Origin of the sequence: Phaeovulum vinaykumarii, from assembly GCF_900156695.1 — a bacterium.
GTDB lineage: Bacteria > Pseudomonadota > Alphaproteobacteria > Rhodobacterales > Rhodobacteraceae > Bieblia_A > Bieblia_A vinaykumarii.
Genome location: NZ_FTOM01000009.1, coordinates 1 through 18452 on the forward strand (window position 1 = coordinate 1; position 18452 = coordinate 18452).

Consider the following 18452-nt stretch of genomic DNA (forward strand, 5'->3'; position numbering starts at 1 on the left):
AGTGCGTAGCGCCGAGCGAAAAGCTCGGCGCGGCAAGGGCTTGAAGGCGTCATGGCCCTCAGCGGGCCATAATCTGGAACGGGTCATACTCCGAGTTATGTTGCTGACCGCATAACTCGGAATACGATCCCTTCGGGTGAGGCTTCGGCCTCACTTTCCGAGGGCCCGGGCGCGGCACAGGTGCGCCCCACCTCCGCGGATGCAATCCGATCACCCCACAATGATGGAAGCCGACATTCAGAGCGGACCAAGATCGAGATTTGTTCTGCATCGCCGTGACCAGCCCTTTTGACCGTGATCTAACAGGCGGATACAAGGGATCAATGAAAATGCGTTCGACTGGCGGCAGAGGGCTTGCCTGTCGAGAGGAGTGTGAATGGACGACAATCCAACCACCGGACAATGCCTTTGTGGCGCTGTGAAATTCCGGATATCGGGAGAGTTCGAGAGCTTTTTCCTGTGCCACTGCACCCGTTGCCGTAAGGACAGTGGTTCGGCCCATTCGGCAAACCTGTTTTCGTCCACTGCCAGAATCATCTGGGTGTCAGGCGAGGAAAGCATAAAGACGTTCCGGCTCTCAGGGTCACGCCACGTGAAGAGCTTTTGCTCTGACTGCGGGTCCGCGCTGCCAGTCCCCCAGCCGGAGATCGGTTTGCTTGTGGTGCCGGCAGGGTCGCTTGACAGCCGGCTCGACATACGACCCAACGCGCATATCTGTTGTTCCAGTCGCGCAAACTGGGACAACGACCTGCCCTCCATCGAAAGGATTGATGGGCTTCCCGGCTGAACGGCCGAACTGATGATGCATTTCGGTCAACAACCAGTCGACAAGGACGCGACTATTGGCTTCGTCCGCACTACCGACCTCGGACCGCCAAAAAACGCTGCGGGTTGCATGAATGGCCGCTTCGGTGAATCAGTGGAGCGGCTCAGCGACGACCGGTTAGGGGCCGATCGCGTCGCTTCTACTCTCAACGTAAAGTTAGTTCACTTGCGGTGCTACCCGCCTCCAACGCCTCAACGAACCACTGTGGTTTGCGCCCCCGGCCAGACCACGTGAGCGTCGGGTTGTCAGAGTGCCGGTATTTCGCCGCTGCCGGTGCACGGGAGGATTTCGTCTCGGGGTCGACAAGTTCGGCCAGGGAGTAGCCCAGATCCCGGGCGAGGGCTTCCACCTTGGCGCAAGCTTCCGCCTTGTGCCGATCCTCGAATGTGGCAATCGCCTTGGCGACGTCCTTCTGCAATTTCTTCAGCTCGCTGAGCGACAGTACCTCGAGATCGAAAGCAGCCGTTGGTGCGGTCCGTGTCCTGGATTTCCCGGTATCGATATCCCATCGCGGTAGGGCCCTGCATTTCTCGTCAGGCAAGGGCAGGGGTGAGAGCTGGAGATAGCCACTTTGGCCGCTAGCGGTGTGCTGGGCTTGGGGTAAAGCAGTCCCGATGGGCAAGAGGACATGGTCTGGCATGGGCTCCCCGCATCTCTCTGTCTCCTGGGTCATCCCTTCGACTGACAATCCCCTAATCCCGTTCGGGCTCCTGCGCGCAACCCCGCGTCAGTCCGGGCCGTGTTGGCCGCCTTTGGCGTCCTGCCCGCTCCACCCCGGTCCTCTGGGGGTGTCCGGTGTCCATGCTGTCCACCGTGCACGCGTCACCCGACGGGCTTTTTCAGGGTCTTGTCGAAGGGACGGTCCCGAAGACAGGAAAAACAGGAGCTTATCATGCAGAACATCGTCATCCTCGCCGGCAACATCGGTCAGACCCCCGAAGTCCGCACCACCCAGAGCGGCACCAAGATCACCAACTTCAGCCTCGCCACCTCGCGTCCCCGCCTCTCGGAAGGCCGTGTGATGCGCGACGAAAACGGCTACCGGGTCATGGACACCGAATGGCACCGCATCACCTGCTTCAACGGACTCGGCAAGACGGTCGCCGAGCATTGCGAAAAGGGGATGAAGGTCCTCGTCCACGGCCGCATCCACTACACCAAGTGGATCGACAGCATGGGGAACGACCGCTACGGCTGCGAGATCATCGCCGAGAAGGTCGACTTCCTGAGCCGCCCGAAGTCGGCCGAGAACGAAAACCCCGAGCTGGTCGACCGCGACGACGAGATCCCGTTCTGAGGAACGGGGTCTCCCCCTCGGGCCCGGCGGGGAAACCCGCCGGGTTCGCTGCACAGCCGCAAGTCAGCTTCGAGCCCGTTTCCGCCATTGAGGCCCGAGCGCATCCATTCACACTCGGGCCACGCGGTTTGCTTACGTGCGTCTGAGATTGTCGAAGTCCTGCCGAAGCGGGGCGGTGTCATAGATGATCGTCAGTTTCTCGAACCGATCTCGCGCGTCGTTCAGTTCAAACACATCAACACATTCAAACGACACCAGCTTACCGTCAGCCAAGGTCCATTCGTATCGGAAGTGAAGGGCAACCGATTTCGACATTTCAGACGTGTCGAACACATTCAGTAACGAGGTTTCTGATCTGTTCGTATCTTTGAAAAGATCGGCATAGAAATCAAAGGCATCTAGCACCCCATAGAGCGGGGATACAACCTTCGCGTTGTCGCTGAAGAGGGCGCGCACATCCGCGAGATTTCCCTCGTTCAGGGCTTTTAGATAGTCGATGCAAAGCTGTTTGGTCGTCATTTTAGCTCCATTGAAAGAGCCGCGACCGGGGATGTCCGAAGAAGCAAACCGCCCAATCACGGCGGTTTGGATCAGCAACACTATCCACCGCCTCAGGAGCGGCGGTAATAGGTGCCTTGAGCAAGCTGGATGTGCTGACTGATCATGAAGGCCTGATATTGCTGGCGGCGCGAGAAGGCAATGCGTATTCGACAAAATGGTCGCTTTGTCCGCATTGCTGCCACTCGCGCTCGGGCTGAAGAGCGAGAGAAGGGCCGGTTTCCGGGTGACAGGTTGATGGCTGGGAGAGTGGCTCCCGGCGCCTGTCACGGAGGAATGCCGATGGGCGTTGTGGAAGTTCTGGATCCGGTCGCACCGGCGCGGGCTGGTGGCTGGAAAGTAGATGTGAGCCGGGGCGACCGGAACGGGCGGGTGTCGTCCGAATGGTTCAATCGGCCGGATGATGAGCGGTACCTGTCGCTCGACGATCTCTGGGCCAATGTGAAGGGTCGCTCCGAGCGCAGCCGCAGCCGGGTAGTTCAGACAGCCGACATCCGGGTCGAGGCCGCGCGCGACGGCGCCGAGCGATTGCATTTGGTCCTGCCGAAAGCCAAGGCGCCGGTCGCGCCCACGCATTGGGCCTTCGGCCAGCTTGCCAGCATCGTCGGCGCGCCGGCCTCCTACCTGCGGCAGTTGCCCGCGCCGCTGGCGGGGATCAACCTGCAATACGGCCTGACCAACCACCGCGCCGAGCAGGTGAAGACTTTCGAGACGGAAGACGGCCGGACCGAACTGCGTGCCGTGACCGGTCCCGACTACGGTCGCATCCATGACTTCGAGCTTGTCGAGGCGGTGCAGCGCATCGCGGGCAATGGCACGGGTGACACGCGCTGGAAGGTGCCGGGCGTGCTCGACTGGTCGACCGGGGTCTACAACCCCGATGTCGAGATCAGCCGCGACACGACCACGCTCTACGCCTCGGACCGCGATGTCTTCCTGTTTCTGGTCGACGACCGCAATCCGATCGAGGCGGGCCGGTTGCCCGACGGCTCCCCCGATTTCTACTTCCGGGGATTTTACTGCTGGAACTCCGAGGTGGGCGCGAAGACCCTCGGTATGGCGAGCTTCTACTTGCGGGCGGTGTGCCAGAACCGGAACCTGTGGGGCGTCGAGGATTTCCAGGAGATCAAGATCCGCCACTCGAAATACGCCGCCTCGCGCTTTGCACATGAGGCCGCGCCCGCGTTGACGCGGTTTGCCAATTCCTCGCCGCAGGGGTTCGTGAACGGCATCAAGGCGGCGCGCCAGCAGATCGTGGCGCGCAGCGACGAGGACCGCGCGGATTTCCTGCGCAAGCGCGGTTTCTCGAAGGCCGAATCCGGCAAGATTATCGAGAAGGTGCTGATGGAGGAAGGCCGCCCGCCCGAGAGCATCTTCGATTTCGTGCAGGGGATTACCCGGCTTGCGCGCGACAAGACCCAGCAGGACGCCCGCCTTGATATGGAAGGGCGCGCCAAGAAGCTTCTCGACCGCGTTGGTTGAGGTGGCGACCGGAGGCGATATCGCCTCCGGTCTCGTTCCTGTTTCATCGATCTGCTACTGTGCCCGACACGATTAGGTGTTGGAAGTACGCGCATGGACGAAATTGATTGGTCAGATCGTGCATTTTATGATGACGGTGAATGGGTTACCTGGTCGGAAATCGACGAGCAGCTTCGCTACAAGGAGTGGGGCGCAAAATACCCGAACGCGATCCGGTCTATGATCCCATATTTTGAGGATCTCCTGTCCCTCGCGGAAAGCTATCACCTCGAGACCGGCCTTCACCTCTCTGTCTACGGCGATATCGGTGAGCTGTTCGGTGCTATCACGTACGGTATCAAGCTGAACAAGACCTATGCCCAGGGTGCTGACGGAAGACTTGGCAATGATCATGTCGAGGTCAAGACCATTACGCCATTCAAGACAAAGGATGTGGTCGTGGTCGATACAAATGGGCATTTCAACAAGCTCTTGGTTGTAAAGATCAACGAGGATTTTCAGGTCTCGGGTCGGATGATCGACCGAAAAGATCTTCCAAAGCGCGAAGGGCGCTACTTGCGGGTTCGATGGGGCGATTTACCAACGCCGAAATGATCGGCCCGATCAGCGACAGAGAGTCCGAGGGGGCGGTTTGGTCTTTGACGGTTTGAAGCGGGGAGAGAGGCTCTCCGCACCGTTGGAGATATGCCCATGTTCGACCTTACTCTCCAAACTCAGCCGGAAACACAGAAGACAGGTTTGCCGCCGAGCTTCCTGACCGTTTCTGCAGATCAAGACTTGCCGTTTGCACTCACGACGGCTTGCCATGTGCCCGCGGCTCTCATGTCCGGGCAGGCACACCCCAAGGTACTGGAGCGGTTTGCAACGCTGGCCGACGCCATGCAGGGGGCAATCGTTCATGCCGAAAATGTCACCCCTGAAGACGCGCCGCGCATCCTGGCGATCCTCGATAGGGAGGGCCGCCTCGTTCTGGCCGGCGCTACCTATGATGGCGGGGTCGCATGGTGCCACCCGGTCTCGGATGCCGCCGAAGCCCGCGCCGTCGTGTCCGAGGCCAGCCAGACCCGCGCGCAGGCCATGCGGGCGGCCGAGTGGCATGAACATGGCCTCGCGCGACGGCTGCGGCACCACGCCGACGTTCTCGATGCCCGTCTTGTCGATCCGCTCTGGCGTGTCTTCGCGTCTCGCGCACTGCAGATCGCGGCGTGACGCCCGAGAGTCAGAGTAGGGCAGGGGAGGATGTGAGCCTAGGAGGACGAGAGAGAGCCTCGGGGTTCAGATCCTTTCCCTCATTTCGGAGTTTTCAATGTCCAAGATCGAACCCACCCTGGCCGCGCCGATGGCGCCGTCCAGGATTGATTTCGCCGCCGTGCTGGCTCGGCAGTCCGAGCGTGACGCGCGGATCGCAGCTTTGCGACCGGTCAACAAGGAGCGCCTCTTCGATGGCCTGACTGCCGCGGGCATCACACATGTGACTGTGTGTTTCGACGGCTATGGCGACAGCGGTCAGGTTGAGAGTATCGCTGCCTACGCTGGCGAGACCGAGGTTGCTTTCCCCAAGACCGAGATCGCCTATGCCGCATTGACCTGGGACGACCCGGAGGTCGAGACTCGGGCGCTTTCGCTGGAAGATGTCGTCGAGCAACTGGCCTACGACTTGCTGTCTGACACCCATGGAGGTTGGGAAAACAACGACGGGGCCTACGGCGAATTCTGCTTCGACGCTAGCGCTCGCACCATCCACCTCGAGTTCAACGAGCGCTTCACCTCGTCCGAACTCTACACGCACGATTTCTGAGGGGGCGGCGATGGCACATCCCTATCACCACGCCCTGTCCTCCGTGAAGAAATGGGGCGGCACGGTCGACGACTTCATCGCCGTGCATGCCTGGTGCGACCAGAGCAAGGAGATCACGGCCGACTTCCGGCACCGGGCCTTGCGCCACCATGCCGAGGGCATCTTCATGGCCGAGACGATCTTCGGGCCGACCCTCACCCTCTCGACCGGGCGCATCATCCCGACCCGATGGGTCGGCGAGCAGCATGTGAAGGAAGACCTCGGCTTCATCCCAAGCTTCGCCGATTGGATAAAGGCCATCCGGCCAGAGCCGTGGATGGGCCGGACCGCTCGGATCGAGGCCCTGGTCGATCCGCATCTCGCCTCGCCCGTGGTCGAGGTCAGCTGAGATGATCGACCCGGCCTATCAGCGCCTCGGCCTGCCGGCGACGGCGTCGCCCTATACTGTCCTGCGGGCAGCGGTCCGGGCGCTTCACCCCGACACGCGCGCCGTTCGCGGCTTCCGGGCGGCGCGCAAGCGCTTCTACCGGCAGATGCTCTGCGCGCATACCGCGCGACAGGCGGCGGGCGACAGGCCCACCGGCTGATCACACCAGCCAACCCTTCATCCCAATCTAAGCCCGGCCTCTTGGCCGGGCCTTCCCCATTCAGGAGGTTCCCATGGCGGATTACTTCACCCATTTCTCATGCCTGATCGACGTCGGGAGCCCCGACAAGGCCGCCCGCGCGCTCGCGCTGTTTCAGGAACTTCGCGCTGCGGATCAGGACGCTGACGACCCAGATGTCGCTGGCTTCGATCTCGTGCACCAGGATGCCCCCGAGGGCAGCAGCCTCTGGATCCATGACGACGAACACGGCGATGTCGAAGCCGTCATCCGCTTCGTCTTGCGGCTCGCCGAAGACCTCGACCTCACCGGCCTTTGGGGGTTCCAGTATGCTCTGACCTGCTCCCGGCCGCGGCTCGACGCCTTTGGCGGCGGTGCGCATGCCATCGATCTTGGCGCTCGTAAATCCATCGGCTGGTCCAGCACGCAAGAATGGTTGGTCGCGGCGCTGAACGGGGAGGACGTCGATGCCTGAGATCATCTGCACCACTGTCTACCAGTTCTCCGAGCTCTCGGATGCCGCCAAGGAGAAGGCGCGCAGCTGGTATCGCGAACTCGGCCCCCACGACGACTGGTGGGACGCGGTCTATGAGGATTTCGAAAGGGTCTGCGAGATCCTCGGCATCCGCCTGAAGACCACGCCCGTGCGGCTGATGGGCGGCGGGACGCGGGCCAAGCCCTGTATCTGGTTCTCCGGGTTCTGGAGCCAGGGCGACGGGGCTTGCTTCGAAGGCTACTGGTCCCACGCCAAGGGCGGGGCCACACGCATCCGCGACTACGCGCCCCAAGACGCGGCTTTGCAAGGCATCGCCGACCGGCTGCAGGCCATCCAGCGGCGGAACTTTTACCAACTCGCCGCCGAGGTCAGCCATCGCGGGCGCTACTACCATGAATACACCATGGCCGTTGATGTTACGCGGGACAGCCCGACCTGGCAGCCGCCGACAGAGGACGCCGAAGACATCGTGACCGAGGCGCTGCGTGATCTGGCCCGCTGGCTCTACCGCCAGCTTGAAGCCGAATACGACCACCTGACCTCGGACGAGGCCATCGAGGAGGGGATCATCGTGAACGAGTACACCTTCACGGAAGCCGGGCGCCGCTTCGGGTGAGAGCGCAGGCAGTTCATTTGATCTTTACAAGGAGGTCATATGATCTATATTCGGGCCAATGGAGGACGCCATGTACGTTGCAGAGAAAATCCGGGAACCCGCACAGATCAACGCTGTCGCGTTGAAAGCTTATGCACGCGTGGCCGATGCTTGGGGTCTCAGTCTCAAGGAAGCGGCTGGCCTTGCCGACATGTCAGAGAGCACGTGGAAGCGCGCCAAGAAGCCGGATTTCGCCGGAGAGCTCACCAAGGACCAACTGCTGCGGCTCAGCGCTGTAATTGGCATCTTCAAGTCGCTCGAACTCTACTTCTCGGAGCCTCTGGCAAAAAGCTGGTTCACCCGACCGAACAAGGGGCCGCTCTTTGGTGGAAGCCGACCAGTCGACACCGCCATCGACGGGGGGTTGCCGCAGATCCTCGCGGTTCGGACCTATCTTGATGCGTTGCGTGGTGGGGCATGAAGCAGACCGAGATTTCCGATCGCGGTCTCGTTCGTCTCCTGCCCGCCACCTACCACAAGCCACCATCGTTGCGCGGTCTCGTCGATACCGATGACGAGATGGAGATCTTGGCAGAGATCGAGGGCATGACCAGTGGACGTCTACAGGCCGAACGCGGGCGCAACCCGCATCTGGACCCGCGCGAACTCGCTTGGCAACGCCGCAGCCGCGATCTCCGCATCTATGGCGACAGTCATGTCAATGCCGCCTTCACTTACACCCGCGCCGGCGGTAACCGCTTCAACACCGAGGAGCGAGGTGCCTGGTATTGCGCATGGGATGTGATGGTTTCTGTCAGCGAAGTCGCCTGGCACCGCACACGCGAACTCGGCTTTACCGGCAGCTTCCATGACAGCGCCCGCTATGTGGAATTGCTGGCCGACTTCATCGGCGTCTTCAACGACATGACCGATGAGGCAGGTCATCCGGCGCTGCATCCGGATCCGGCTGTCGGGTATCCCGAGGGCCAAAGCCTGGCACAGCATCTGCGTCGGGGCGGATCCAAGGGCCTGATTTACCCTTCGGTCCGGGCTCCTGCACCGGGCGGGAATTGCCTGGTCTGCTTCGAGCCCCACGCAATTCAGAACGTTCGTCCGGGCGCGTCTTGGGATCTTGTTTGGGATGGGACACCGCACTACTCGATTGCGGCTGTCAGCTAATCCGCAAAACCGTAATTGCCCCGGAGGCCTATAAGGATGGCAACGCCTGATATTGAAAGCCCTGACCGCACCGATCTCAAGCAGATTGACCATGCGCACTTCTTTGAAGCGATGGACTCGCCGCCTTTGCCGACCGAAGCACTGCGCTCTGCCTTTCGTCGGGCGAAAACGCGGTCATTTCAGCGAAACACAGGGCTTGGAAGCGCCGACTGAGTTCACCCGTCTTCGGCGCCTCCCATGGACGCGATGAGGACGGCCAACGCAAAGCGCCCCTCACGACGGTGATGGCCGTGGCTCAACCCAGGAGCTTCAACAAGGCGTCGCGCTGCGCTGCGTGCTTTTCGGGGTTGTCGCGCTTCAGTTTGTTCAGGTTGAGAAGTTTCCACTTCACGGCCGGTAGGTCAGCGGCCTGCGAACGGTCGATCGCCGCGAAGTCAGGCTCGCCGTCCTGAAGCGTCAGGAGGAACTGCCTCGCCTTGTCATCGAGCCTCGATTGCAGATCGGCGACCAACTTGAGGCGCGTCGCCAAAAGCGTAGCGAGCGGGACGGGTGTTCTGGTCATGCCTTCGAATTCCCGCGCGTAGGGTTGCTCGAGATCGATCAGGTTCGGATCGAGAAGCTCATGCGCCGGTCGTGGCGAACTGGCGACATAGATCAGGAAGGTGTGGAAGAGGTCCTGCGTCAGTCCCTCGTTTTCGTAAAGGAGCGTGACGTCGTAGAGATCCCGGGGATGCTGCCTGTCCAGGGCGGCGTGCAGCTTGCCAGCGAACAGATCCTCGAACGAGACGATCTGCATTTCGGCATAGCCATAGGCATCCTCCACGGCGGCAGATACGGTCCGGACTTCCGGGTCGTGGACTACGCCCCGGGTCACGGGCGAGGTTTCGATCTTGATCTCGGCATTCCCGAGGCGCGCCAGGAGCCGGGTGGCTCCGCCGCCGCCCCCTTGGATGCGCTGAGTTTTTGCCCCGCGGATACCGGTCTCGATGGAAGCCGCGATGCGATCCATCGCGGCGTTGATCTCGTCCAGGCTCTCGGCGCGTTCCTTGATTGGCAGGTAGGTCAGGTCGATGTCGACCGACAGCCGAGGCAGGTCGCGGTAGAAGAGGTTGATGGCCGTCCCGCCCTTGAGCGCGAAGACGCTTTCGCCCGCGACATTGGGCAGGACGCGCACCAGGAGCGCAACCTGGGCTTCATAGGTCTCACGCGCCATTTTCGGCCTCCGGTTTCACGAATTCTTCTGGCACCATGATCCGATAGCGCGGGTGGATCTTGCCGCCCTGGATCAAGGCTCGGTCGCCGCTTCCGAGGTCGAATGCCTGCGGGTCGATCCGTTTGCGCCAGGGATGATCGTGGCGGTCCGCGAAGACGAAGAACAGGCGCTTGACCTTGATTTTCTGGCACGCTTGCAGGAGGTCGGAAATCAGCCTTGGGCGCAGGGTTGTCAGGCTCTCGAAGACCATGTCGAGCGTGTGGAAACTCTCATGGTGGGGCAACTCGTCCATGGCTTCCAGGATTGCGCGCTCCGGCGTCGACATCGTCAGACCCCAGTCCCATGGCAGGCCAGAATTCTTGCCCTCGATCACGCCCAGCTTCGGATCGGTGAACAAGGAACGGGGGCGGATACTGAAAGGGGCATCCGTCGGCAGTTTGATCAGCCAGTTCGGGACCTTGTCCCCATAGACCCAGACTGGAGCGCTTTCCCCCAGGCGGAGGTAATGGGCATGTCCTTGTTCACCGAGTGCCGTTGTGCTCCCGACATGCAGATCATGACCCATGATATGTTGCATCGAAAGGATGCAGGTCTTCCAGTCGATGCTGTTGGACGCCTGCATATTCGGGACTGGTCGGCGGAAGACACCGCGTGCGATGCGCTCCAGCCAGCCGCGTTTCACATAGTCACGGAAGCTCTCATAGGCGATGCCCTGCGAGACGAGCCATGCCGCGTCGACCAGATACCCGGCGGGTACGGCATCGAGCACTTTCTTCAGATTCTGTGACCTTGCGGTGTCCATGATACCTAAAGTGACAGATTTTCAAAGAGACATCTACAGTTTTCTTTGATGAAAATGCTTTTCCTGCGTTATGGACGCTCCTATCTCACCATTTCCAAAGAACTTAGGGACTAGCCCCAAGGGGAGGGAGATCTGAAGACGCTGGGTTGAGAGACGGCTACGACTTGCGGTGGTTACCGAAGGTCGCAGCGGTGCACCTCCCGGCGTGCCGCCGGAACCAGACCTTGGTCCTTCGGACAGGAGCTTGACCGAGGCTGATGTCCCGAAGGTCCAGTCTGCCAACCTACAGCTTGGCAGCTGCGCTCGGTTTGCCAAACCGCGGTATGGCAGAATCTCCGGCAGGTCGGAGCCAGCCGGTGCCGTTCTCACCTGTTCCCGTCGATCCACTTCGACATGAGCCCCCTGTCGCGAAAGCATTCGTCCGGAACGGCGCGCCTTTTGATCCGGGCGAGTTTCTCAGCGAAGGCCACCTGCTTGGACGTGGGCAGCCGGTCCATGTCCGATACCGGTTTCAGCTGGGCCTGAGCCTCGATCCAGGCGCTCAAAGATCGCCGGTCTTGCTGAACCTCCCAGGGCAGGAGCGTCCGGTTGCGCAGGGCGAGCGACCGCGCATAGGCAATCTGCTTGGGCGTTGCGGGCAGGGCGTGCTTGGTGCTTTCCATGGTGGAACCCCCTTTCTGACTTGGCTCTGAGCATAGAACATAACAAGAACAAAATCAAGCCAAGCGTCGGGAACACCTTGGTGCGAAAGGGAGAGAGGGGCCGGGAAAGATCAGGTCCGAGGCTGCCCGAGAGAGGGTGTCCGGGCCTGATCCTGTCCTTCATTCCGGAGTTTCCCGATGACCCACCTTGCCCCCGTTGCGCAGGCGTCCTTGCCTGCGCCCATTGTCCCGTTGGCAGCAAATCCCGCCCCTGCGATCGTTGCTGTTGCCGAAGCGCTGCAGCCCGATCTGGCGCAAGGGCTTCAGATCGACGCGCTGCGCCTGCGCCGCGAGATGGAACATGCCTTTGGCGGTTCCGATGCGACCGGTGCTTGGGACTGGAAGCTCGCCTATGAGGCCGGCGAGGTGGCGCTGGTTCTGTTCTTGCGGAAATTCGGCCGCGCCCTTCTCGCCCGGGCGGGCTCGCCTGCGGCGCTCTTGCCGATCCTCGCCAAGGTGGCAGGCCTCTTGCCCACGCACACCCGGCGGTCGGAAGAGATGGAGCGCTTTCAGCAATTCTCGACGCCGCTGCCCATGGGGCTCGCGGCTGTGGCGGCAGCACAGATCACGGCCCGTGATCTTGTCCTAGAGCCGTCTGCCGGGACCGGGCTTCTGGCGATCCTCGCAGAGATCGCGGGTGGCGGCCTCGCGCTGAACGAGCTTGCTGACACGCGCGCCGACCTTCTGCGCCTCCTCTTTCCGGGGCGCGCCGTCACCACCTTTGATGCCGCGCAGATCGACGATCATCTCGATGTCTCCTCAAGTCCGAGCGTCATCCTGATGAACCCGCCCTTCTCGGCCCAAGCCAATGTCGATGGTCGGTCGACCGAGGCGACGGCCCGGCATCTGCGCTCGGCGCTTGCGCGTCTGGCCCCCGGCGGACGGCTCGTCGCCATCACCGGAGCCGGTTTCGCGCCGGTTGCGCCTGCCTGGGCCGAGACCTTCGGCCGTCTGACCGAGACCGCCCATCTCGTCTACACCGGCGCGTTGTCGAGCGCCGCTTTCGCCAAACATGGGACCAGCTTCGAGACGCGGATTTCTGTCTTCGATAAATGCCGCGGCGGCGAGCCGGGAGGCATCACCGCAGACCTGCGCCAACCCACATCCCCGGACGTGGCACATCTGATGTCCCGGGTCACTGCCGAGGTTCCGCCGCGCCTCGAACTTGGTCCAGCTCCTGCTGCGGGGCAGGGCCATTCTTCCCCCTTTCCGGGAAATTCTCACCTCACCACCCGCAAACCCGTCAGCCGATCCCGTGCGACGTCTGCGACTCTACCGGCGAAATCAGACACACCGATCGAGGCCGAGGAACTAAACTACGCAACTCGCGATGCCGCCGAGGACGAAGATGCCGCACGGCTGTCCGACGCGATCTACGAGACCTTCCGTCTGCAGGCGATCGACATCCCAGACGCCGCATCGCACCCGACCAAGCTTGTGCAATCGGCGGCCATGGCCTCTGTCGCACCTCCGAAACCCAGCTATCGCCCCAAGCTTCCGGCGACCATCCTGCGCGACGGCCTGCTGTCCGACGCGCAGCTTGAGACCGTCATCTACGCGGGGGAGGCGCATGGCGCGCATCTCGCCGGATCGTGGACCGTGGATGAAACCGGCGATATGGTCTCGGCCGCTCCCGAGGATGCCGCTGACGCAGTCCGTTTCCGGCGGGGCTTTTTCCTCGGCGATGGTACGGGGGCAGGCAAGGGCCGTCAGTCGGCCGGGATCTTGCTCGACAACTGGGCCCGAGGAAGACGCAAGGCGCTGTGGATATCAAAGAGCGACAAGCTGCTGGAAGATGCACAGCGCGACTGGTCGGCGCTCGGGCAGGAGCGCCTGCTGGTGACGCCGCTGTCGCGTTTCGCGCAGGGCCGTGACATCCCTCTGACCGAGGGTATCCTCTTCACCACCTATGCGACGCTGCGCTCGGAAGAACGGGGTGCCAAGAAATCCCGCGTCGACCAGATCGTCGACTGGCTCGGGGCGGATTTCGACGGGGTGATCCTCTTCGACGAAAGCCATGCCATGGCGAATGCTGCCGGCGGCAAAGGCGAGCGGGGCGATACCATGGCCTCGCAGCAGGGCAGGGCGGGCCTGCGCCTGCAGCACAAACTGCCCAATGCCCGCGTGGTCTATGTCTCGGCCACGGGCGCAACGACGGTCCACAACCTCGCCTATGCTCAGCGGCTCGGGCTCTGGGGTGGTGAAGACTTCCCCTTCGCGACGCGGGCGGAATTCGTGCAAGCCATCGAAGCTGGCGGCGTCGCCGCGATGGAGGTCCTCGCCCGCGACCTGCGGTCCCTCGGCCTCTACACGGCGCGCTCGCTGTCCTATGACGGTGTCGAATACGAGATGCTGGAGCATGCGCTCAGCCCCGAGCAGCGCGGCATTTATGATGCCTATGCCGGGGCCTTCGCCATCATCCACAACAACCTGACCGCGGCGCTGGAGGCGGCGAACATTTCCGGCGCGGCCGACGGGCCGAGCGGGTCGGGCACACTGAACCGTCAGGCGAAATCCGCTGCGCGGTCAGCTTTCGAGAGCGCCAAACAGCGCTTCTTCGGCCATTTGCTCACCTCGATGAAGACCCCCACGCTGATCGCCTCCATCGAGGCCGATCTCGCGGCAGGTCATGCCGCCGTCATCCAGATCGTCTCGACCGGCGAGGCGCTGATGGAGCGACGCCTGTCGGAGATCCCAACCGAGGAATGGAACGACATAAGAGTCGACATCACGCCGAGGGAGTATGTCCTGGACTACCTTGCCCATTCCTTCCCGGTGCGGCTCTACGAGCCTTTCACCGACAGCGAAGGTAATCTTTCGTCGCGCCCCGTCACGCGCGACGGCCAACCGGTCGAATGCCGCGAAGCCGTCCGCCGTCGTGACGCGCTGATCGAAAAGCTGGCCTCGCTGCCGCCGGTGCCGGGTGCGCTCGACCAGATCGTCCAGCGCTTCGGCACCGATCTCGTTGCCGAAGTCACAGGGCGCTCGCGGCGCATCGTGCGCAAGGGCGAAGGGCATTCGGCACGGCTCGTGGTGGAGAACCGGGCCGGAGCCGCGAACCTCACTGAGACCCAAGCCTTCATGGATGACGAAAAGCGTATCCTGATCTTCTCGGATGCCGGCGGCACCGGGCGCAGCTATCACGCCGATCTCGGGGCGAAGAACCAGCGCCTGCGGGTTCACTATCTTCTCGAACCTGGTTGGAAGGCAGATGCGGCGATCCAGGGGCTCGGGCGGACCAACCGCACCAATCAGGCACAGCCGCCGCTGTTCCGGCCGGTGGCCACCGATGTCAAAGCGGAGAAGCGGTTCCTGTCGACCATTGCGCGACGTCTCGACACGCTTGGCGCTATAACGCGCGGCCAGCGCCAGACCGGCGGGCAAGGGCTGTTCCGGCCCGAAGACAACCTCGAGTCGCCCTACGCCCGCGACGCCCTGCGCCAGCTTTACCGCCGCATCTATCGCGGCGATTTGGCCGGATGTTCGCTCGGGGCTTTCGAGGATGCGACCGGGCTCAGTCTGACCGATGATAACGGGCTGAAGGATGACCTGCCGCCGATCACGACCTTCCTCAATCGCCTGCTGGCGCTGACGATCGACATGCAGGCCGTGCTGTTCGCGGGTTTCGAGGAGCTGCTCGATCAGAGAATTGAGGGCGCCATCGCCGCCGGGGTCTATGATCTCGGGCTCGAAACACTCCGTGCCGAGAGCTTCCGGGTGACCGACGCACAGGTCATCTACACCCATCCGGGCTCCGGCGCGGAAACCCAGCTTCTCACCATCGCGGAAAAGCGCCGCAACACGCCGCTGTCGCTGGTTGATGCGCTCGACTGGCTGGATGATCCGAAGGCGCGTCTTCTCATTAACAGCCGCTCGGGCCGGGCTGCCGTGCAGGTTCCCGCCACCAGTCACATGCTGGACGATGGGACCATCGAGCCGCGCCTGCGCCTGATCCGCCCGCTTGATGCCAGCACGGTCCCGGCCAAGGTCATGGAGGACACCCACTGGCTCGAGGCCGACCGCGCGGCCTTCACTGCGGCGTGGACTGCGGAACTGGCCGAGGTGCCGGAGTTCTCCGAAGCCACGCTGCACATCGTGGCAGGTCTGCTGCTGCCGATCTGGAAGCAGCTTCCCCAGGATGAAACCCGCGTCTACCGCCTGCAGACCGATGACGGGCAGCGCATCATCGGCCGCCGCGTCTCGCCTGCCTGGGTCGCGACCACGCTGGCCGCCGATGCGCCCAAGCTCTCGGGCGCGCAGGTCCATGCCCTCGTTCTGGAGGGCAAGACCGTGGTGCGCCTGTCGGAAGGGATGGAATTGCACCGCTCGCGCGTCATGGGCGCGAACCGGATCGAACTGTCGGGCTTCTCGGAGGCAGCCAAGGATCGGCTCAAGGCCGATGGCTTCTTCTCGGAGATCATCAGTTGGAAGCTTCGGCTGTTCTGCCCGACCGACGCCGATGGTGTCGCGATACTGGATCGTTTGCTTGCACGTTGTCCTGTCGCAAGGCTACATGATCGCGGAGGTTGTTAACCCATGTATTCCGAGACCGAAGACCTCGTGCGCGATCTGGCAGAAAATGCCGAAGGCGTCTGTCGTGCCTACCTTCCCGCCGGACGGCGGGAAGGATCCTACTGGATCGTCGGCGATCTGCAGAACAACCCCGGCCGGTCGCTCTTCGTGCGGTTGACGGGCCCTGCGTCGGGGCCAGGGGCAGCGGGCAAGTTTACGGATGGGGCCACAGGCGAGCATGGCGATCTCCTGGACATCATCCGCGCCCGGACGGGGATCACGCGCTTCCCCGACCTTCTCGTCGAGGCCCGAGCGCATCTTGGCCGTCCGCAGCCGGTCGTCCCGGATAGGCAAGAGCCGAGGAAGGCCAAGGCGCCCGGTGGCACTCCTGCGGCGGCGGCGCGCTTGTTTGCTGCCTCGAACCCGATCACAGGCACGCTTGCCGAGATCTACCTTCGTTCCCGAGGCATCACCCAATTCAGCGCGAACGGTGCCTTACGCTTCCACCCGAAGTGCTGGCATCGGGAAGAGGGGCAGACCCGGAGCACCCCCAGACCGGCGATGATCGCGGCGGTTACCGATGGGGCAGGGGCCCTGCAGGGCGTGCATCGCACCTGGCTTGCGCCTGACGGAAAAGGCAAAGCAGATGTCGATCCACAGCGTCGGGCTATGGGTCACCTCCTCGGCAATGCCGTCAAGCTGACCTCGCAGGATGACATCCTCGTCGTCGGCGAAGGCATCGAGACCATGCTGTCCCTGTCCGAGGCAATCCCAGGTCTGCCCGTCTGGGCGGCACTCTCTTCGGGTCACCTCGGGGTGGTCCAGCTGCCAGAGGGGCTGAAGCGCCTCTACATCGCGATCGATCGCGATCCGGCCGGGCAGCGCGCGGCAGAGAAGTTGAGCGCCAGAGCCTCCGAGGTCGGGGTGCGCGTGCGGGTGCTGGAACCGCGGCTCGGGGATTTCAACGATGATCTTCGGGCGAACGGCAAGGACGCGCTGCGCCAGCATCTGGCAGGTCAGATCGGGCCAGAGGATCGGCATCGCCTGTTGGGCTGAACTGCATCGCGCAGGGGGGTCTGGGAGTGCGGGGCAGGGGGCTGCATCCCAGTCGTGGCTCTGGATCGTCGTCCTCACCCCATCCCGGGCCTTGCGCATCCACCCGTCACCCGAGCGGCCTTCAAGAGATGGGCAGGCCGTCAAAGCAGTTGCCCCTGCAAGGTCGGAGGGGAAGCTATTTCCGCCGGCGGCAGAGCCGCCTTTGCATCGCGAGACAAATAGCTTCCCCTCCGACCTCCTCCACGCCGTTCCGGCCCCGGTGAAGCCGGGGTGAAGGGGCAGCCGCCCCGACGGCTCGGGTCTGCCCATGAAGGCCGCGCGGGATGACGCGCGGACGAGACAGGCCCGGAGGCAAGAAACCGATGACGATCCACACCCACGACGACGCGTATGAACCCGCCCATAGCGCATCCCAGACCGCCCATGCGCTCGACGAGCTCCAGCTCTACGGCTATCGCCCCTTTGACGAGCCCGATCCGCGCCCGATGCCCGATGGGCAGCGCCTCGCCGTCGCCGTCGCCGACATCTTCGACGCCCTCGTCGCGACCCTGGAAGACACCCGTATGGAACCCGACCTCGAAGAGGTGCTCTGGGGCCAGGTCAACCTCTTCCACCGCGCCACGGCACGGATCGAGCGGTCACTCGATGAGAACGAGCAGGCGCAGCGCCGCCTCCAGCGCGAGCAGGACGGCTCCGAGGTGAAATCCGTCGAACTCGAGCGCCTGACGGCGGAAGGCCTGACCCTCGTCGAACGGCGCAACTGCATGGACATGATGCGCGATCACGCCGCCACCGAGTTCGTCCATCACACGGGATCGGCTTGGCGCCCGCGCACCGGATCGATGGTGAACCGCCAGCACATGACCGCAGCGCTCATCGACAGCCGCGACTTCCTGGCCGCCAAGCGCCGCGCCGAGACCGAAGTGATGCTTCCCGCAGGCCCCAAGGTCGCCCTCACCGGCGGGACCGATTTCAACGATCACCGCCTGATCTGGGGCAAGCTTGACCAGGTCCGGACCAAGTATCCCGACATGGTCCTCCTGCACGGTGGCAGCCCCAAAGGCGCAGAGCTCATCGCCGCCAAATGGGCCGAGGCTCGCAGCGTGACGCAGGTGGCCTTCAAGCCCGACTGGACCAAGCACGCCAAGGCCGCGCCCTTCAAACGAAACGATGCGATGCTGGATGTGCTCCCGGTCGGGATCCTTGTCTTCCCCGGAACCGGTATCCAGGAAAACCTCGCCGACAAGGCCAAGAAGCTTGGCATCCCGGTCATGAAGTTCGAGAAGGGGGCGTGAGCCCCCGACTTCAATCCGGGACAGAACATTGTGGAAA

At 63.0% G+C, this 18452-nt stretch carries 22 protein-coding genes; 17 read left to right on the forward strand and 5 right to left on the reverse strand.

Annotated elements, in window-relative coordinates; genetic code table 11:
• Positions 1–376: 376 nt before the first annotated feature.
• Positions 377–787, forward strand: a complete 411-nt coding sequence (locus BW949_RS17755) for a GFA family protein (RefSeq protein ID WP_076367263.1) — start codon at positions 377–379, stop codon at positions 785–787.
• Positions 788–971: 184 nt separating this feature from the next.
• Here BW949_RS17755 and BW949_RS14225 read toward each other — a convergent pair whose 3' ends face one another.
• Positions 972–1328 (reverse strand): H-NS histone family protein, encoded by a 357-nt coding sequence (locus tag BW949_RS14225; protein WP_068767992.1) that lies wholly within the window; start codon positions 1326–1328, stop codon positions 972–974.
• Between the two features lie 390 nt (positions 1329–1718).
• Between BW949_RS14225 and BW949_RS14230 the strand changes: the two genes are divergently transcribed.
• The gene (locus BW949_RS14230; RefSeq protein WP_008335991.1) at positions 1719–2123 is read left to right on the forward strand and encodes a single-stranded DNA-binding protein; all 405 of its coding nucleotides are present in this window, start codon (positions 1719–1721) and stop codon (positions 2121–2123) included.
• A 132-nt stretch (positions 2124–2255) separates the two neighbouring features.
• On the opposite strand, the gene BW949_RS14235 is transcribed toward BW949_RS14230, so the two are convergent.
• Positions 2256–2723: a nuclear transport factor 2 family protein gene (locus BW949_RS14235; protein WP_210187218.1), complete on the reverse strand. Its 468-nt coding sequence runs from the start codon at positions 2721–2723 to the stop codon at positions 2256–2258.
• A 35-nt stretch (positions 2724–2758) separates the two neighbouring features.
• Here BW949_RS14235 and BW949_RS17615 point away from each other — a divergent pair, with 35 nt between their 5' ends.
• From BW949_RS17615 to BW949_RS16905, 12 genes are all read left to right on the forward strand, one after another.
• The gene (locus tag BW949_RS17615; protein WP_268875857.1) at positions 2759–2881 is read left to right on the forward strand and encodes a hypothetical protein; all 123 of its coding nucleotides are present in this window, start codon (positions 2759–2761) and stop codon (positions 2879–2881) included.
• A gap of 82 nt (positions 2882–2963) precedes the next feature.
• A complete protein-coding gene (locus BW949_RS14240) occupies positions 2964–4163 on the forward strand; it encodes a DUF932 domain-containing protein (RefSeq protein WP_076367267.1) in 1200 nt (399 codons plus the stop codon).
• Positions 4164–4256: 93 nt separating this feature from the next.
• Positions 4257–4757: a hypothetical protein gene (locus tag BW949_RS14245; RefSeq protein WP_076367269.1), complete on the forward strand. Its 501-nt coding sequence runs from the start codon at positions 4257–4259 to the stop codon at positions 4755–4757.
• Between the two features lie 96 nt (positions 4758–4853).
• On the forward strand, positions 4854–5372 hold the full coding sequence (locus tag BW949_RS14250) for a DNA repair protein RadC (protein WP_076367406.1): 519 nt from the start codon (positions 4854–4856) through the stop codon (positions 5370–5372).
• Positions 5373–5469: 97 nt separating this feature from the next.
• Positions 5470–5961, forward strand: coding sequence for a DUF6878 family protein (locus BW949_RS14255; RefSeq protein ID WP_076367271.1), 492 nt, complete (start codon positions 5470–5472; stop codon positions 5959–5961).
• 10 nt (positions 5962–5971) lie between these two features.
• On the forward strand, positions 5972–6349 hold the full coding sequence (locus tag BW949_RS14260) for a DUF6915 family protein (protein WP_076367273.1): 378 nt from the start codon (positions 5972–5974) through the stop codon (positions 6347–6349).
• Between the two features lies 1 nt (position 6350).
• Positions 6351–6548, forward strand: coding sequence for a hypothetical protein (locus BW949_RS14265; RefSeq protein ID WP_076367275.1), 198 nt, complete (start codon positions 6351–6353; stop codon positions 6546–6548).
• A 73-nt stretch (positions 6549–6621) separates the two neighbouring features.
• The gene (locus BW949_RS14270) at positions 6622–7041 is read left to right on the forward strand and encodes a hypothetical protein (RefSeq protein WP_076367277.1); all 420 of its coding nucleotides are present in this window, start codon (positions 6622–6624) and stop codon (positions 7039–7041) included.
• Positions 7034–7678 (forward strand): antitoxin of toxin-antitoxin stability system, encoded by a 645-nt coding sequence (locus tag BW949_RS14275; RefSeq protein ID WP_076367279.1) that lies wholly within the window; start codon positions 7034–7036, stop codon positions 7676–7678. Before BW949_RS14270 ends, BW949_RS14275 begins: the two co-directional genes overlap by 8 nt.
• A gap of 58 nt (positions 7679–7736) precedes the next feature.
• The gene (locus BW949_RS14280; RefSeq protein WP_028095451.1) at positions 7737–8138 is read left to right on the forward strand and encodes an MbcA/ParS/Xre antitoxin family protein; all 402 of its coding nucleotides are present in this window, start codon (positions 7737–7739) and stop codon (positions 8136–8138) included.
• Complete coding sequence (locus BW949_RS14285) at positions 8135–8836, forward strand: RES family NAD+ phosphorylase (RefSeq protein WP_076367281.1); 702 nt, start codon at positions 8135–8137, stop codon at positions 8834–8836. The genes BW949_RS14280 and BW949_RS14285 overlap by 4 nt, the downstream gene beginning before the upstream one ends.
• Positions 8837–8872: 36 nt before the next feature.
• On the forward strand, positions 8873–9049 hold the full coding sequence (locus BW949_RS16905; protein ID WP_018065915.1) for a type II toxin-antitoxin system TacA family antitoxin: 177 nt from the start codon (positions 8873–8875) through the stop codon (positions 9047–9049).
• 82 nt (positions 9050–9131) lie between these two features.
• Here BW949_RS16905 and BW949_RS14290 read toward each other — a convergent pair whose 3' ends face one another.
• The 3 genes from BW949_RS14290 to BW949_RS14300 all read right to left on the reverse strand — a co-directional run bounded on the left by BW949_RS14290 (position 9132) and on the right by BW949_RS14300 (position 11513).
• Positions 9132–10049: a nucleotidyl transferase AbiEii/AbiGii toxin family protein gene (locus BW949_RS14290; protein ID WP_038070225.1), complete on the reverse strand. Its 918-nt coding sequence runs from the start codon at positions 10047–10049 to the stop codon at positions 9132–9134.
• A complete protein-coding gene (locus BW949_RS14295; RefSeq protein WP_038070221.1) occupies positions 10039–10851 on the reverse strand; it encodes a type IV toxin-antitoxin system AbiEi family antitoxin domain-containing protein in 813 nt (270 codons plus the stop codon). Before BW949_RS14295 ends, BW949_RS14290 begins: the two co-directional genes overlap by 11 nt.
• A gap of 365 nt (positions 10852–11216) precedes the next feature.
• Positions 11217–11513: a hypothetical protein gene (locus BW949_RS14300; protein ID WP_038070220.1), complete on the reverse strand. Its 297-nt coding sequence runs from the start codon at positions 11511–11513 to the stop codon at positions 11217–11219.
• A 177-nt stretch (positions 11514–11690) separates the two neighbouring features.
• Between BW949_RS14300 and BW949_RS14305 the strand changes: the two genes are divergently transcribed.
• The 3 genes from BW949_RS14305 to BW949_RS14315 all read left to right on the forward strand — a co-directional run bounded on the left by BW949_RS14305 (position 11691) and on the right by BW949_RS14315 (position 18415).
• Positions 11691–16085, forward strand: a complete 4395-nt coding sequence (locus BW949_RS14305; protein ID WP_076367283.1) for a bifunctional class I SAM-dependent methyltransferase/DEAD/DEAH box helicase — start codon at positions 11691–11693, stop codon at positions 16083–16085.
• Positions 16086–16088: 3 nt separating this feature from the next.
• On the forward strand, positions 16089–17120 hold the full coding sequence (locus BW949_RS14310; RefSeq protein ID WP_076367285.1) for a DUF7146 domain-containing protein: 1032 nt from the start codon (positions 16089–16091) through the stop codon (positions 17118–17120).
• A 362-nt stretch (positions 17121–17482) separates the two neighbouring features.
• Positions 17483–18415 carry a DUF2493 domain-containing protein gene (locus BW949_RS14315; protein ID WP_076367287.1) on the forward strand — a complete coding sequence of 311 codons (933 nt, stop codon included), beginning with the start codon at positions 17483–17485 and terminating at the stop codon, positions 18413–18415.
• The last annotated feature ends 37 nt before the right edge of the window (positions 18416–18452 follow it).

Coding starts and splice junctions, on each gene's coding strand:
- BW949_RS17755 (WP_076367263.1), top strand. CDS start 377: ATGGACGACAATCCAACCACCGGACAATGCCTTTGTGGCGCTGTGAAA.
- BW949_RS14230 (WP_008335991.1), top strand. CDS start 1,719: ATGCAGAACATCGTCATCCTCGCCGGCAACATCGGTCAGACCCCCGAA.
- BW949_RS14240 (WP_076367267.1), top strand. CDS start 2,964: ATGGGCGTTGTGGAAGTTCTGGATCCGGTCGCACCGGCGCGGGCTGGT.
- BW949_RS14245 (WP_076367269.1), top strand. CDS start 4,257: ATGGACGAAATTGATTGGTCAGATCGTGCATTTTATGATGACGGTGAA.
- BW949_RS14250 (WP_076367406.1), top strand. CDS start 4,854: ATGTTCGACCTTACTCTCCAAACTCAGCCGGAAACACAGAAGACAGGT.
- BW949_RS14255 (WP_076367271.1), top strand. CDS start 5,470: ATGTCCAAGATCGAACCCACCCTGGCCGCGCCGATGGCGCCGTCCAGG.
- BW949_RS14260 (WP_076367273.1), top strand. CDS start 5,972: ATGGCACATCCCTATCACCACGCCCTGTCCTCCGTGAAGAAATGGGGC.
- BW949_RS14265 (WP_076367275.1), top strand. CDS start 6,351: ATGATCGACCCGGCCTATCAGCGCCTCGGCCTGCCGGCGACGGCGTCG.
- BW949_RS14270 (WP_076367277.1), top strand. CDS start 6,622: ATGGCGGATTACTTCACCCATTTCTCATGCCTGATCGACGTCGGGAGC.
- BW949_RS14275 (WP_076367279.1), top strand. CDS start 7,034: ATGCCTGAGATCATCTGCACCACTGTCTACCAGTTCTCCGAGCTCTCG.
- BW949_RS14280 (WP_028095451.1), top strand. CDS start 7,737: ATGGAGGACGCCATGTACGTTGCAGAGAAAATCCGGGAACCCGCACAG.
- BW949_RS14285 (WP_076367281.1), top strand. CDS start 8,135: ATGAAGCAGACCGAGATTTCCGATCGCGGTCTCGTTCGTCTCCTGCCC.
- BW949_RS16905 (WP_018065915.1), top strand. CDS start 8,873: ATGGCAACGCCTGATATTGAAAGCCCTGACCGCACCGATCTCAAGCAG.
- BW949_RS14290 (WP_038070225.1), bottom strand. CDS start 10,049: ATGGCGCGTGAGACCTATGAAGCCCAGGTTGCGCTCCTGGTGCGCGTC.
- BW949_RS14295 (WP_038070221.1), bottom strand. CDS start 10,851: ATGGACACCGCAAGGTCACAGAATCTGAAGAAAGTGCTCGATGCCGTA.
- BW949_RS14300 (WP_038070220.1), bottom strand. CDS start 11,513: ATGGAAAGCACCAAGCACGCCCTGCCCGCAACGCCCAAGCAGATTGCC.
- BW949_RS14305 (WP_076367283.1), top strand. CDS start 11,691: ATGACCCACCTTGCCCCCGTTGCGCAGGCGTCCTTGCCTGCGCCCATT.
- BW949_RS14310 (WP_076367285.1), top strand. CDS start 16,089: ATGTATTCCGAGACCGAAGACCTCGTGCGCGATCTGGCAGAAAATGCC.
- BW949_RS14315 (WP_076367287.1), top strand. CDS start 17,483: ATGACGATCCACACCCACGACGACGCGTATGAACCCGCCCATAGCGCA.